Consider the following 14,369-nt stretch of genomic DNA (forward strand, 5'->3'; position numbering starts at 1 on the left):
GTGAGGGTTAGTTTCATATTGCCCAAAAACATATATCACTTATACTTGGTGTGTTAATTTTCAGGGTAGAAAGTATAAAATTTGATACCATGTTTTCATCAGATTTTATACTTTCTGACGGCACGAAAAGCTTCCTCTAATGATGGACTAAACGACTTCTTCGAGAGGACTTCAATAGAAGCTTTTCTTATTAGTTGTCTAAATGCAGTGTCTACAAGTAAAATAGATCATAGAGAAAGGGATGTTAATAATGCCAAGAGCTGTTTATATTCATATACCATTTTGCAACCGAATCTGCCCTTATTGCGATTTTAATAAATATGTATTTAAAGGTCAGCCTGTTCAAGAGTATGTCCAAGCCTTAGAGAAGGAAATGCTTTTAACTTTTCCGTTTCCATCTTACTCCATTCCTTTGGGAGAAGGTATCCAAACCATTTTTGTTGGAGGAGGAACTCCAACTGTTCTGACGGCGGAACAACTAAAAGAATTTCTTCAGAGTATAAAAAGACAGATTTCCTTTTCAGAGCTAGTAGAATTTACGTTCGAAGCCAATCCGGAAACTATAGATAAAGAGAAGCTTGATATTATGCTTGAATATGGAGTAAATCGACTTTCCTTTGGGGTTCAGACGTTTGATCGAGAATTATTAAAGCGCTTAGGTCGCATGCACAGTCCTGAGGATGTCTATTCATCTATTTCCTTGGCACGCCAGAGCGGCTTTAAGAATATTTCTATTGATTTGATGTTTGGTTTACCTAATCAAAGTCTGGCTACCTTTCATGAGACTTTAGATATTTCCTTTGAGCTTGGTGTGGAGCATTTCTCTGCATACAGTCTTAAAGTGGAGGAAGGGACTTTTTTTCATAAGCTGTACCAAAAGGACAAGCTTCCTCTTCCTACAGAGGAGGATGAGGTGCGCATGTATAGTGATTTAATGGAGCGGATGAGAACAGAGGGCTATGAGCAGTATGAGATTAGTAATTTCTCTAAACCAGGCTTCAGGAGCACACATAATTTAACGTATTGGCGTAATGCTGAATATTATGGGCTAGGTGCTGGAGCACACGGGTATGTCCAAGGAAGAAGACATGTGAATATAGCGGGGGTACAGGAATACATTGACACACTTGCACAGGATAAGCTTCCCTACGTATCAACTCATGATGTATTGACTGAAGAAGCGATGGAGGACTATATGATCATGGGACTAAGGACTCGAGAAGGGGTCAGCTCTATTCAATTTCAGCATAATTTTCATCAACCTCTAGAGGAAGTTTACACGGATCAGTTACAGGAATTAATACAAGATCAGTTGATTGAACGTACAGGTGATAAATATCGTTTAACTAGAGAAGGAATGTTTCTGGGGAATGAGGTTTTTGAAAAGTTTTTACATTAAATAAAAAAGAACATGGTGTATGGAATTGACAATTAAAAAGAGGTTTGGTATTTTGAATATATTAGCACTCGTTGTTAGCGAGTGCTAATAATTCCTATCTGGGAGATGAGTAGAATGTTAACCGATCGTCAACAATTTATATTAAAAGCAGTCATTGATGATTACGTTAAATCTGCTGAGCCTGTAGGTTCTAGGACCATTTCAAAGAGGGAAGATGTGACATTTAGTCCGGCCACAATTCGAAATGAGATGGCTGACCTTGAGGAACTGGGTTATTTAACGCAGCCTTATACATCTGCTGGGCGTATTCCTTCGAATAAGGGATATCGTTTTTATGTTGATCATCTTATGAAGCCTAGTGTTGTATCCAAAGAACAAGTGAAGAAGATTAAGCAAATGTACGCAGAGCAGTTTGTAGAGTTTGAACAGCTTATTCAGCAAACCGCATCGGTACTATCTGAAGTAACAAATTATACTTCCATTGTTCTTGGTCCTGAAATATTTGATACGACACTTAAGCATATTCAGCTTATCCCACTATCTGCAGATGCCGCTGTTGCGATCATTGTAACTAGTACAGGTCATGTGGAAAATAAGAAGGTTAATATTCCTTTTGAAATTTCCGTTGCGGATATGGAAAAGCTAGTAAACTTGTTGAATCAGAAGCTTGTAGGCGTTCCTGTGTTTCGTTTACGTACACAGCTATATTCAGTTATCGCCACAGAGCTGAAGAAGCACTTTGAGCATTACCAACAGGTCATTTCTATTTTGGAGCAAACCTTAGCCACTGAAAAAGAAGATCGTATCTTCTTAGGTGGGACAACAAATATTTTTGCTCAACCGGAGTTTAGGGATGTAGAAAAGATAAGAAGTATATTTGAATTATTGGAGCAAAATGAACGGTTACATGGAATTTTAGCGATGGATCCCGCAACAGGTGTACATGTTCGGATTGGGCATGAGAATGTTGATGAGGCGGTCATGAATTGTAGCTTGATCTCTGCCTCTTATTCTGTTGGTGGTCAGTCGGTAGGCAAGATTAGTATTCTTGGTCCAACTCGTATGGAGTATGAAAAGGTGTACAGTGTTCTCAATTACTTAACCACCTTTCTTGATGTAGAGAGTAGGCGGTTCTATAAATAATAGGAATTGTCTAGCAAATTCTTCTTAAAAAAACTATACGTAAGGGGACTTTTAGAGGGATAATTAATCCTTATCCCTTTCCTCATGTACATAAATAAATGGAGGAGGTGGAGGTTGTGTCAAAAACAGCCGAAGATAGAGAAAAAAACACAGCTGAAGAACAGCATGAAACAGTAGAGGAGTCTGTTCCACAGCAGCAAGCTGAAAATGGAGAAGAACAATCTGTTGGAGCAAGTGAAGTGAAGGAAGAGCAAGGTTCTCAAGATCAAGAGCAGAGCACGTCAGAGGCAGCAGATACGGAGCTTTCCCTAGAGGATGCTCTGGCAAAGCTTGCTGAAGCAGAGAAAAAAGCGGAAGAAAGCTATCAGAAGCAGCTTCGAACTCAAGCAGACTTCGATAACTTTAGAAGACGTTCTCGTCAGGAAAAGGAGGAGGCAGCAAAATATGCCTCATTACCTCTAGTGGAGCAGCTACTTCCGGCTCTAGATAATTTCGAGCGCGCATTATCCGCTAGTAAGGTGGACTCAGCTGATAAGGATTCTATTGTACAAGGAATAGAAATGGTGTTCCGTCAGCTAGAGCAGGTGCTCCAGGGCTCTGGACTAGAGTCTATTCCAACAGTGGGTACAGCATTTGATCCGAATGTTCATCAAGCGGTCATGCAAGAGGAAAGTGCTGACCATGAACCTGGTACTGTTATTGAAGAGTTACAAAAAGGCTTTAAGCTGAAGGACAGAGTGATTCGTCCAGCAATGGTCAAAGTTAGCTCATAATATTGACAGTGATGTTGAATAAAATGTCTGAACATAAAGTTTAGACAATAATAGCCGACCATAAATATCCTGCTATGTGGCAGGTCAATACCTAATAAATGATGAAATCAGTGAATTATAGGAGGAATAAATAATGAGCAAAGTAATTGGAATTGATTTAGGAACAACAAACTCTTGTGTAGCTGTTATGGAGGGTGGAGAAGCTGTTGTTATCCCAAATCCAGAAGGGAATCGTACAACGCCTTCCGTTGTAGCTTTTAAAGACAGTGAAAGATTAGTGGGGGAGGTAGCTAAGCGCCAAGCGATTACAAACCCTAATACTGTCATCTCAATTAAGAGACATATGGGAACAGATTATAAAGAAAACATCGATGGAAAATCATTTACACCACAAGAGCTCTCTGCGATTATCTTACAGAAGCTTAAATCTGATGCAGAGGCTTATCTTGGTGAGAAGGTGGAAAAAGCGGTTATCACAGTACCTGCTTATTTTAATGATTCTCAGCGTCAAGCAACAAAGGATGCAGGGAAGATCGCTGGTCTAGAGGTTCTGCGTATTGTCAATGAGCCAACAGCAGCAGCATTAGCTTACGGATTAGAAAAAGGTGAGGATCAAACGATCCTTGTATATGACCTAGGTGGTGGAACGTTTGACGTATCTATTCTTGAGCTAGGAGAAGGCTTCTTTGAAGTTAAAGCTACAAGTGGAGATAACAAGCTTGGTGGAGATGACTTTGACCAAGTAATTATTGATCATTTAGTAGATACCTTTAAAAAGGATACGGGAATTGATCTAAGTCAGGATAAAATGGCGTTACAACGTCTTAAGGATGCGGCTGAAAAGGCGAAAAAAGATCTATCTGGTGTAACAAACACATCGATTTCACTACCATTTATTACGGCAGATGCCACAGGACCAAAGCATTTAGAGCTTAGTTTATCTCGTGCTAAATTTGATGAGCTTAGCAGTAATCTTGTTGAGCGTACACTTGGACCAACTCGTCAAGCACTAAAGGACTCTGGATTAACTCCGAGTGAGATTGATAAAGTTGTTTTAGTTGGGGGATCTACACGTATTCCTGCCGTACAAGAAGCGATCAAAAGCTTAACAGGTAAGGATCCACATAAAGGAGTAAACCCTGATGAAGTAGTTGCGCTGGGTGCTGCTGTTCAAGCTGGAGTTCTAACGGGTGATGTTCAAGATATCGTCCTTCTAGATGTTACTCCTCTATCATTAGGAATTGAAACAATGGGTGGCGTATTTACAAAGATGATTGACCGTAATACGACAATCCCTACAAGTAAATCACAAACATTTTCTACCGCTGCCGATAATCAAACATCTGTACCGATTCACGTGCTTCAAGGTGAGCGTGAAATGGCTGCGTATAACAAGACACTTGGGCGCTTTGAGTTAACAGATATTCCACCAGCACCACGTGGAGTTCCTCAAATTCAAGTAACCTTTGATATTGATGCGAACGGTATAGTGAACGTGTCTGCTAAGGATATGGGAACTGGTAAGGAGCAAAAAATTACGATTACATCTTCAAGCGGATTATCTGATGAGGACATCGAAAAGATGGTTAGAGATGCTGAAGAGAATGCAGAAGACGATCGTAAGCGTAGAGAAGAAGTTGACCTAAGAAATGAAGCGGATCACCTCATCTTCTCCACAGAAAAAACGCTTAAGGATTTAGCAGATAAAGTGGATCAAGGAGAAATTGATCAAGCAAATGCTGCTAAAGACAAACTAAAAGCTTCTTTAGAAGGGCAGGATCTAGAAGCCATTAAAGCTGACAAAGATGCTCTACAGGAAATTGTACAGCAGCTATCCGTAAAGCTTTACGAGCAGGCAGCACAGCAAGCACAAGCTGAGCAAGGTGGAACTGAACAGGCTGAGGGCGGTAGTAGAAAAGATGATGACAATGTTGTTGACGCTGAATATACAGAAGTAAACGATGAAAAGAAAGAATAAGGATTAGATGGAAAAAGTCAAAGTCAGGACTTCTTGACTTTGACTTTTTTATGCAACATGTTATGATAAAATTTATGTGCTAATCGGATTAGGAACGGAATTTTAAGCGGGAGTGGATTTAAAGATGAGCAAAAGAGATTACTATGATGTCCTAGGAGTCGGCAAGGGTGCCAGTGAGGACGAAATTAAGAAATCATACCGCAAGCTAGCTCGTCAATATCATCCAGATGTGAACAAAGCAGCAGATGCGGAAGCTAAGTTTAAAGAAGTGAAAGAAGCGTATGATGTTTTAAGTGATTCATCGAAAAGAGCTCAGTATGACCGATTCGGTCATGTTGATCCGAATCAAGGCTTTGGTGGTGGCGGAGCAGGTGGAGCTGATTTTGGGGGCTTTGGTGATATTTTTGACATGTTCTTTGGTGGCGGTGGAGGAGGTCGAAGAAACCCTAATGCACCTAGACAAGGAGCAGATTTACAATATACGATGTCTATAGACTTTACAGAGGCTATTTTTGGGAAAGAAACCGAGATCCGTATCCCTAAAGAAGAAGAATGTGACACCTGCTTAGGCTCAGGAGCTAAGCCAGGTACAAAGCCTGAGACTTGTTCAGTTTGTCACGGTACAGGTCAACAGGAACAGGTTCAAAACACACCGTTTGGTCGTGTAGTCAATCGACGTGTGTGTATGAGCTGTTCAGGAAAAGGGAAAACGGTGAAGGAGAAATGTCCTTCCTGTCGTGGAGCAGGTAAAATTAAGAAGCAAAAAACAATTCCTATTAAGATACCTGCTGGCGTAGATAATGGCATGCAAATTCGGGTATCTGGTCAAGGAGAGCCAGGAGAAAATGGGGGGCCAACTGGAGACCTGTATATTGTCCTTCGTGTTAGCGATCATCCTTTCTTTGAGCGGGACGGTCAGGACATCTACTGTGAGATGCCGATTACATTTGTGCAGGCTGCTTTAGGGGATGAAATTGAGGTTCCTACACTGACAGGACGAGTAAAGCTGAAAATTCCTGGAGGTACAGAAACGGGGACATTCTTCCGAATCAAAGGGAAGGGTGTACCACAGTCTCGTGGTCAATATCAAGGAGATCAGCATGTACGCGTCAAGATCAAAACTCCTAAGAAGCTTTCAGAGCAGCAAAAGGAGCTTTTACGAGAATTTGCTGAGGTCAGCGGTGATCAAATACCAGATGAACAATCTGAAGGATTTTTTGATAAAATGAAGAAGGCATTTAGGGGAGAATAACGTAAAAAGCTGATAGGGATGAGGTTGATAGAGTTGAAATGGTCTGAAATTAGTATTCATACCACACAAGAAGCGATTGAACCGGTCGCCAATATTTTGCATGAAGCAGGGGCTAGTGGGGTTGTGATCGAGGATTCAGAGGTGTTACAGCGCGATGTAGCTAACCATAACGAATTTGGTGAGCTCTATCAACTTGATCCTGGAGATTATCCAGCCGAAGGCGTTGTGGTTAAAGGGTATTTAACTGTAAATAGCTTTCTAGGTGAAGCTGTGGAGGAAATTAAAACCCAACTGAATAATCTACTGCTTCATAATATTAATCTCGGTTTAGGTACGGTAACGTTATCAGAGGTTCATGAGGAGGATTGGGCCCACGCTTGGAAGCAATACTATAAGCCTGTAAAAATTACAGATCGAATCACGATAACTCCTTCCTGGGAAGAGTATAGCCCGAAAAATAAGGATGAAATGATCATCGAACTAGACCCTGGGATGGCTTTTGGAACAGGAACACATCCAACAACCATTCTCTCTATTCAAGGCCTAGAGAAGGTTCTTCAACGGGGAGACGAAGTGATTGATGTGGGCTGTGGCTCAGGTGTTTTAAGTATAGCAGCTGCTAAGCTTGGAGCTAAACACGTTTTGGCGTTAGATTTAGACGAAGTGGCTGTTAAGGTAACAAAGGAAAACATTCAAGTGAACCATCAATCCGAGATCATAACGGTAAAGCAAAATAATCTACTGGATCATATTACAGATGAAGCAGGGGTTATTGTAGCGAATATTTTAGCAGAGGTGATCCTGAAATTTGTGGATCAAGCGTATCTTTTGCTTAAACCAGGAGGATATTTTGTTACGTCTGGTATAATTGTAGCTAAGAAGGAAGAGGTCAGAGAAGCTCTCACATCCCAAGGTTTTACTATAGAGGAAACACTTCTCATGGAGGATTGGGTCGCTTTTATCGCTAAAAAACAGTAAACTATTAGGAGTTTAGTATGCAAAGATACTTTATCCCAAAGGAACAGCTTGATGCCTCATCCTGCAGAGTCATAGGACAGGACGCCCATCATATTTCTAATGTTTTACGAATGCAGGCTGGGGACTGTGTTCTTTGCTCTGATGGGCAGGGGAGAACAGTGCAAGCCAGGATTATGACTATCACGAAAGATGAGATTCAGTGTGATATTGTTCATGAGATGCAGCAGCAGCGCGAGCTCCCTATATCGGTTACAATAGCACAGGGACTACCTAAAGGGGACAAATTGGAGTGGATTCTACAGAAGGGAACGGAGCTAGGTGCCCAGCAGTTTATTCCCTTTATTTCACACCGAACGATTGTCAAATATGATCATAAAAAGGAAGCAAAGAAGCAGGAGCGCTGGCGGAAGATCATTAAAGAAGCAGCTGAACAGTCCCACAGGGATGTTTTGCCTCAGCTTCAAGCTGTAATGCCTCTGAAGGAGCTACTGGAGGTGCAAGCAGATCATAAGCTAGTAGCTTATGAAGACCTCTCGATACAAGAGAGGTCGTCAGCTTTCTATGAAGGGCTTAAGAAAATTAAGCCTAAAGAATCTATGATCATAGCGATTGGACCTGAAGGTGGCTTTGAAGAGCAGGAAATTCAGCAATTGAAAGAAGCTGGTTATCAGCCTGTTTCTTTAGGAAAACGTATTTTGCGTACAGAAACGGCTTCACAGTATGTGTTGGCCGCAATCTCTTTTTATTTTGAACAGATGGGAGGGTGAATGTGATGGCAACAGTCGCTTTTCACACATTAGGATGCAAGGTAAATCATTATGAAACGGAAGCGATATGGCAGCTTTTTAAACAGTCTGGCTACGAGCAGGTAAATTTTGAAGGTCTTTCAGATGTCTATGTCATTAACACGTGCACCGTGACGAACACTGGTGACAAAAAATCAAGGCAAGTAATTCGTCGTGCGGTTAGACGTAACCCTGACGCTGTCATTTGTGTCACTGGCTGCTATGCACAAACTTCTCCAGCAGAGATTATGGCTATTGAAGGTGTCGATATCGTTGTCGGAACTCAAGGTAGGTCAAACCTTATCCAATATATTGAGGAATTTAAAGAAGCTAGAGAGCCTATTAATGCAGTCGGAAATATAATGAAAACTAGGGTCTATGAAGAGCTAGATGTTCCTGAGTTTACTGATCGTACAAGAGCATCCTTGAAGATTCAAGAAGGCTGTAATAACTTTTGTACCTTCTGCATTATTCCTTGGGCTAGAGGGCTATTACGCTCAAGAAACCCTGAAAGTGTCATAGAACAAGCTAATAAACTTGTAGCTTCTGGCTATAAGGAAATTGTCCTTACGGGAATCCACACAGGAGGCTATGGGGAGGATCTAGAGGACTATAATCTAGCTAAGCTATTATTGGACTTAGAGCAAGTTGAAGGTCTGGAGCGATTAAGAATTAGCTCAATAGAAGCCTCTCAAATTACGGATGAAGTGATTGACGTATTAAAGCAATCGACGAAAGTGTGTCGTCATTTGCACATTCCACTCCAAGCTGGAGATGATAGTGTGCTTAAAAGAATGCGACGTAAATATACGGTTGCTGAATATAAGGAGAGAGTAGAAAAGGTTCAGCAGGTTCTACCTAACTTTGCCCTTACAAGTGATGTTATTGTAGGTTTTCCAGGTGAGACAGATGAGCAATTTATGAATACCTACCAATTCATTAAAGATTTGCGTTTTGCTGAATTGCATGTTTTCCCGTATTCTAAACGAACAGGAACTCCAGCAGCACGAATGGAGGACCAAGTTCCTGAGGATATTAAAAATGATAGAGTTCATCGCTTAATTGAGCTTTCTAATCAATTAGCTAAGGAATATGCTTCACAGTTTGAGGGAATGATTCTAGATGTAATACCTGAAACAGAATATCAGGAGAAACCGAATAGCGGATTGCTTGTTGGGTATACGGACAATTATTTGCGAGTCGTATTAAAGGCAGACGAAGAGCTAATTGGAAAAGTGGTTAAGGTTCAACTAGATCAGCCTGGTTACCCTTATAATCTAGGTTCTATGGTAGAAGTATCTAAGGAGAAAGCCTTTGTCCATACCAGCTAAGCTTAGAGCGCACAAGCAAATTCGTCATGTCGTTTTTGGAGCAACGCTTCTCTTAGCTGTTATCGCCATGTACTCAAACAACGTTCAGTTATGGGTCATGGCTTTTCTGCTGTCTAATAGCTATGCATGGTTTTTGTTAGTCAAGGACAAACGATTAGCAAGGAACCAGTCTCCTTTCCGTATTCCAGAATCGTCGTTATGGCTATCAGCACTTTGTGCTGGAGGTATAGGTGCTTTTTTGGCCATGGTGCTTATCAGGCACAAAACAAAGCATCTTGCTTTTAGAGTCATCTTTCCCATCTTTATGATATTTAGCATTGCTTTATTTATCTTTGGTTTATTACAATTACTTTAATAACAGGAGTACTCGTACTTTTTATTTTACTTTTTATAATTCCTAGGAGGGAACTTCATTGACAGAAAAATCATATGCCCATTATATTGACCATACTTTACTTAAAGCTGAAGCAACTAAAGAACAGATTATTCAATTATGTGAGGAAGCAAAAATACACCAGTTTGCCTCCGTTTGTGTAAATCCACATTGGGTGCAAGTTTGTGCTGAAATTTTAAAGGGGACAAATGTGAAGGTATGCACAGTTATAGGATTTCCTTTAGGTGTAACAAGTACACAGACAAAAGCTTTTGAAACCGAGCAAGCTATTGCACATGGAGCAACAGAAGTTGATATGGTCATTAATATCGGTGCACTAAAGGATCAAAATGATAACGCTGTTCAGCAGGACATCGCCGCTGTTGTTCAAGCTGCTTCTGGAAAAGCCCTAGTTAAGGTTATTATTGAGACAAGCCTGCTTACGGAGGAAGAAAAAATTCGTGCATGTGAGCTAAGCAAACAGGCAGGAGCAGATTTTGTCAAAACGTCAACTGGCTTCTCAACAGGTGGTGCCACTGTAGAAGACATTAAGTTAATGCGTTCTACGGTTGGTTCAGAAATGGGTGTAAAAGCTTCTGGTGGAGTTAGAAATCGTCAGGCAGCTATAGACATGATAGAAGCAGGAGCTACACGAATTGGAACAAGTAATGGTATTGCCATTGTTTCTGGAGAAGGATCAGGAGCTGGATACTAAATACCAAGTAGGTTCTATTTTTTTCTATCCTTTTTGAAACTAGTGTTTATTTTTCTTGGAACTAGGCAGTAGGTACAGAACTAATTTCTCAAAATGCGAGATAAAAGGTAAGATAAGAAGAGAGCATACCACATTAAATAAGGTTTGAGCGTGGGCCACCTGCTGAGTGACAACAGGAGTCATCCATACTACAGCACTGCTCAGTAGAGGGATGAAGAAATAAAACAGCAGCACTCCCCCAACGTTTAACAGAACATGAGAAAGGGCAATTTGCTTAGACGCGCGATTAGCTCCAATACAGCCGATTAAGGCCGTTCCACACGTTCCAATATTGCTTCCGAGGACGATAGCTATGGCAATAGAGATGGTGATTAGCTGATCGTTAATTAAGTTCATGGCAATGGCGATGGTTGCTGTACTACTTTGAATTAACGCCGTTATGATAGTACCTACTGAAATACCCATCATTAGGCTTTGCTCATTACTGGAAAAAAGAGCTTCAATAATACCTGTTTCTTTAATGAGAGGCGTTATGGACTGCATCGTATTCATGCCAATAAACAAAAGGGCAAAGCCTCCGATTGCTAAGCCTGCACTGCGTAATTTAGCCTGAGGTAGTAAGAAGAGCAGGACCCCAGCAACAAAAAGGTAAATGCTCCACTTATCTAAGCGAAAAGCAAGAAGTTCAGTGGTTAAGGTGGTTCCAATATTCGCACCCAAAACAATGCCTAACCCTTGCTTAAAAGTGAGCAGACGAGCATTTGTAAAGGCGATGGTCAGCAGTGTAACGGCACTACTGCTTTGTAGAATGGCCGTTGTAATTGTGCCCGTAAGCAACCCGGTCCATGTATTTTTTGTTAAACGTGAAAGCCATTTTTGAATATGATTCAGGAACAGGTTCTCAAACCCGATTCTCATGACCTGCATACCAAATAAAAATATGGCAATTCCAGTTGTAAAAGGCAGGACAAATTCTCTTAGGATCATGCTTGTTTACCCCCTTCAATTAAACATATGTATGAGGAAGGATAAGCATGACAAGCAGCTGGTACATATAAAAGCTTTTACTATATTTAAAGGAGTGGAACATAATGAAATTAGGAATGATTGGTCTTGGTAAAATGGGTCTTAATTTGACTTTAAATTTACTTGAGCATCAGCACGAGGTTGTTGCCTATGATGTTTCAAAAGAAGCTGTTCAGCAGGTTTCTGAGCAAGGAGCACAGGGTGTTTATAGCATCGAGGAGCTTGTAGGACAGCTTCCCTCACCAAAGGTTGTTTGGGTGATGGTTCCAGCTGGTGAGATCACGGAGGGTGTCTTAGAACAGCTCTATGGTCAGCTTACTGCAGGAGACATCGTCATTGATGGAGGAAATTCCAATTATAAGCTTTCCGTTTCACGCTATAAAAAGTTCCAAGAAAAAGATATCCACTTCTTTGATGTAGGGACAAGTGGAGGAATGGAAGGAGCTCGTCACGGAGCATGCACGATGATTGGTGGGGATGCTGATGTTTTCCCAACGATTGAGCCTATCTTTAAGGACATCAGTGTAGAGAACGGCTATCTTTATGCAGGTGAAGCTGGTTCAGGTCACTATTTAAAAATGGTGCACAACGGTATTGAGTATGGCATGATGCAGGCCATTGCTGAAGGCTTTGATATCCTTTCAAAGAGCCCGTACGAGTATAATTATGAGCACGTAGCTAAGGTTTGGAATAACGGTTCAGTTATTCGCAGCTGGCTGATGGAGCTCACAGAGAACGCTTTCTCTAAAGATGCTAAGCTAGATGAGATTAAAGGGATCATGCATTCATCCGGTGAAGGAAAATGGACCGTAGAGGAATCTCTAGATTTAGGCGTAGCTGCTCCTGTAATTACTTTATCTCTCTTAATGCGCTATCGCTCTCAGGAGGATGATACGTTTACTGGAAAGGTTGTTGCAGCCTTAAGGAATGAATTTGGAGGACATGCTGTAGAGAAGAAATAATTTGTTATAGTATAGACTTAAACAACCACTTTCTGTAATATAATGATGAAGAGAAGAATTCGTTAAGGAGTGGTAGTATGAGTGAAACGATATTTAGTAAAATCATACGCAGGGAAATACCAGCTCAGATTGTGCATGAAGATGAACTTACCATGGCTTTTCATGACATCAATCCGAAGGCACCTGTTCATATTTTAATTATTCCTAAAAAAGAAATCCCTACTTTGGCAGACGTAAAGGAAGAGGATCTTCATCTTATCACTCATATTCATCAAGTTGCCCAACATTTAGCACAAGCCAATCACTTAGAGGGCTGGAAAATTCAAGTTAATGTAGGCGAAAAAGGTGGGCAAGAGGTTTTTCATCTGCACTATCATTTATTAGGCTGGCCAGAAAACTCCGACTTGTAAGAGTTGACCTGTTCTGATCAGTATAATATAATGGATTTTGACAGATTTGCAGTTTGCTATGCAAATTTTTGTTTTTTGTGTTTTCATGGTTGTAGCGGAGGGAGGGAAATCAAGTGGCAGAAATTCACGTTCGTAAAAATGAATCTCTAGATCAAGCACTTCGCCGCTTCAAGCGTTCTTGTTCTAAAGATGGAGTTATTGCAGAGATCAAAAAGCGTAAGCATTACGAGAAGCCAAGTGTTAAGCGTAAGAAAAAATCTGAGGCAGCTCGTAAACGCAAGTTCTAGGAGGTTTTTTGATGTCATTCATTGAGCGATTAAACTCCGAAATGAAGCAGGCAATGAAGGATAAAGATAAGACGAAATTAAACGTAATTAGAATGGTAAAAGCTTCTTTGCAAAATGAAAAAATTCAGCTTGGAAGAGATTTAAACGATGATGAAGTTCTGACCGTTGTGAGTAGAGAACTTAAGCAGCGAAAGGATTCCCTCCAGGAGTTTGAAAAAGCTGGTCGAGATGACTTAGCTCAAGCCGTACAGGAAGAGATTAATATTCTTGTTCAGTATATGCCTGAGCAGCTAAGCGAAGAAGAAGTTTTACAAATTGTTAAAGAAACGATTAGTGAAGTAGGAGCAAGCTCTAAAGCCGATATGGGCAAAGTAATGGGCGCAATCATGCCTAAGGTAAAAGGTAAGGCTGATGGTGCTTTGATCAATAAGCTTGTGCTACAGCAATTATCGTAAAATAAAACCCATAAGTCACACATTAGTGTGACTTATGGGTTTTTTTACATTCAATCTGAACCGAAACGCTCTGTATTTTCGAAAATATGGCTCTTCCACTCTCTATGGAACTCCTGCTTAGAATTCTTGATGTATCTTAAAATATAATCTAGCTGTTCCATTCTGTAACGCTGATTCGTAAGCTTAGCCCTATGCATATTCATATAAATGGACTGAATAATCAACTCAGCGTCTTGACCGTCTAATTCAAGGATCATCTTATGGTGTGGTTGATGAGCAAATTTTACTTTTCTAATCATTTTAACTCCTCCATATGTCCCATAATGAATACAAGTCGTTTTTCTGCATAGTTTCATAAAATTTTTCTTCGAATTTCATGAAATTAAAACTATAAACTTGCGAAATAGTCTCTTAAATTACGAATGACGCCTCCAGATGGAAGCGCCAATGGTTATTTTTGTATGTACCCTAGAGAAGTTAGTATATAAACGTTAGATTTTTC

At 40.6% G+C, this 14,369-nt stretch carries 16 protein-coding genes; 14 read left to right on the forward strand and 2 right to left on the reverse strand.

Annotation, left to right across the window (positions count from 1 at the left end; translation table 11 throughout):
* Nucleotides 1-250: 250 nt before the first annotated feature.
* From hemW to deoC, 10 genes are all read left to right on the forward strand, one after another.
* Nucleotides 251-1,399 (forward strand): radical SAM family heme chaperone HemW, encoded by a 1,149-nt coding sequence (hemW, locus tag J2S11_RS19380; protein WP_307397446.1) that lies wholly within the window; start codon nt 251-253, stop codon nt 1,397-1,399.
* Nucleotides 1,400-1,513: 114 nt separating this feature from the next.
* Entirely contained in the window at nt 1,514-2,542 is a 1,029-nt protein-coding gene (gene hrcA, locus J2S11_RS19385) for a heat-inducible transcriptional repressor HrcA (protein ID WP_307397448.1), read from the forward strand.
* Between the two features lie 98 nt (nt 2,543-2,640).
* Nucleotides 2,641-3,315: a nucleotide exchange factor GrpE gene (gene grpE, locus J2S11_RS19390; RefSeq protein WP_370875573.1), complete on the forward strand. Its 675-nt coding sequence runs from the start codon at nt 2,641-2,643 to the stop codon at nt 3,313-3,315.
* Nucleotides 3,316-3,448: 133 nt separating this feature from the next.
* Nucleotides 3,449-5,293: a molecular chaperone DnaK gene (gene dnaK / locus J2S11_RS19395; RefSeq protein ID WP_307397452.1), complete on the forward strand. Its 1,845-nt coding sequence runs from the start codon at nt 3,449-3,451 to the stop codon at nt 5,291-5,293.
* Nucleotides 5,294-5,417: 124 nt separating this feature from the next.
* Entirely contained in the window at nt 5,418-6,545 is a 1,128-nt protein-coding gene (gene dnaJ, locus J2S11_RS19400) for a molecular chaperone DnaJ (RefSeq protein WP_307397454.1), read from the forward strand.
* A gap of 33 nt (nt 6,546-6,578) precedes the next feature.
* Nucleotides 6,579-7,523 (forward strand): 50S ribosomal protein L11 methyltransferase, encoded by a 945-nt coding sequence (gene prmA / locus J2S11_RS19405; protein WP_307397456.1) that lies wholly within the window; start codon nt 6,579-6,581, stop codon nt 7,521-7,523.
* Nucleotides 7,524-7,540: 17 nt separating this feature from the next.
* Complete coding sequence (locus J2S11_RS19410) at nt 7,541-8,290, forward strand: 16S rRNA (uracil(1498)-N(3))-methyltransferase (protein WP_307397458.1); 750 nt, start codon at nt 7,541-7,543, stop codon at nt 8,288-8,290.
* A 5-nt stretch (nt 8,291-8,295) separates the two neighbouring features.
* Nucleotides 8,296-9,639, forward strand: coding sequence for a tRNA (N(6)-L-threonylcarbamoyladenosine(37)-C(2))-methylthiotransferase MtaB (gene mtaB / locus J2S11_RS19415; RefSeq protein ID WP_307397459.1), 1,344 nt, complete (start codon nt 8,296-8,298; stop codon nt 9,637-9,639).
* The gene (locus tag J2S11_RS19420) at nt 9,623-9,994 is read left to right on the forward strand and encodes a DUF1294 domain-containing protein (RefSeq protein ID WP_307397461.1); all 372 of its coding nucleotides are present in this window, start codon (nt 9,623-9,625) and stop codon (nt 9,992-9,994) included. The genes mtaB and J2S11_RS19420 overlap by 17 nt, the downstream gene beginning before the upstream one ends.
* A gap of 58 nt (nt 9,995-10,052) precedes the next feature.
* Complete coding sequence (gene deoC, locus J2S11_RS19425; protein ID WP_307397463.1) at nt 10,053-10,727, forward strand: deoxyribose-phosphate aldolase; 675 nt, start codon at nt 10,053-10,055, stop codon at nt 10,725-10,727.
* A 39-nt stretch (nt 10,728-10,766) separates the two neighbouring features.
* Here deoC and J2S11_RS19430 read toward each other — a convergent pair whose 3' ends face one another.
* A complete protein-coding gene (locus J2S11_RS19430) occupies nt 10,767-11,714 on the reverse strand; it encodes a Na/Pi cotransporter family protein (protein ID WP_307397465.1) in 948 nt (315 codons plus the stop codon).
* A gap of 104 nt (nt 11,715-11,818) precedes the next feature.
* Here J2S11_RS19430 and gnd point away from each other — a divergent pair, with 104 nt between their 5' ends.
* The 4 genes from gnd (at nt 11,819) to J2S11_RS19450 (ending at nt 13,867) form a co-directional block, all read left to right on the forward strand.
* Nucleotides 11,819-12,715: a phosphogluconate dehydrogenase (NAD(+)-dependent, decarboxylating) gene (gene gnd, locus J2S11_RS19435; RefSeq protein WP_307397467.1), complete on the forward strand. Its 897-nt coding sequence runs from the start codon at nt 11,819-11,821 to the stop codon at nt 12,713-12,715.
* Between the two features lie 77 nt (nt 12,716-12,792).
* Nucleotides 12,793-13,125: a histidine triad nucleotide-binding protein gene (locus J2S11_RS19440; protein ID WP_307397469.1), complete on the forward strand. Its 333-nt coding sequence runs from the start codon at nt 12,793-12,795 to the stop codon at nt 13,123-13,125.
* 113 nt (nt 13,126-13,238) lie between these two features.
* Nucleotides 13,239-13,412: a 30S ribosomal protein S21 gene (gene rpsU / locus J2S11_RS19445; RefSeq protein WP_307397471.1), complete on the forward strand. Its 174-nt coding sequence runs from the start codon at nt 13,239-13,241 to the stop codon at nt 13,410-13,412.
* Nucleotides 13,413-13,423: 11 nt separating this feature from the next.
* The gene (locus J2S11_RS19450) at nt 13,424-13,867 is read left to right on the forward strand and encodes a GatB/YqeY domain-containing protein (RefSeq protein ID WP_307397473.1); all 444 of its coding nucleotides are present in this window, start codon (nt 13,424-13,426) and stop codon (nt 13,865-13,867) included.
* A 50-nt stretch (nt 13,868-13,917) separates the two neighbouring features.
* On the opposite strand, the gene J2S11_RS19455 is transcribed toward J2S11_RS19450, so the two are convergent.
* Nucleotides 13,918-14,166, reverse strand: a complete 249-nt coding sequence (locus J2S11_RS19455) for a hypothetical protein (RefSeq protein WP_307397475.1) — start codon at nt 14,164-14,166, stop codon at nt 13,918-13,920.
* Nucleotides 14,167-14,369 lie beyond the last annotated feature (203 nt).

The sequence above is a fragment of the Bacillus horti genome, from assembly GCF_030813115.1.
GTDB lineage: Bacteria > Bacillota > Bacilli > Caldalkalibacillales > JCM-10596 > Bacillus_CH > Bacillus_CH horti.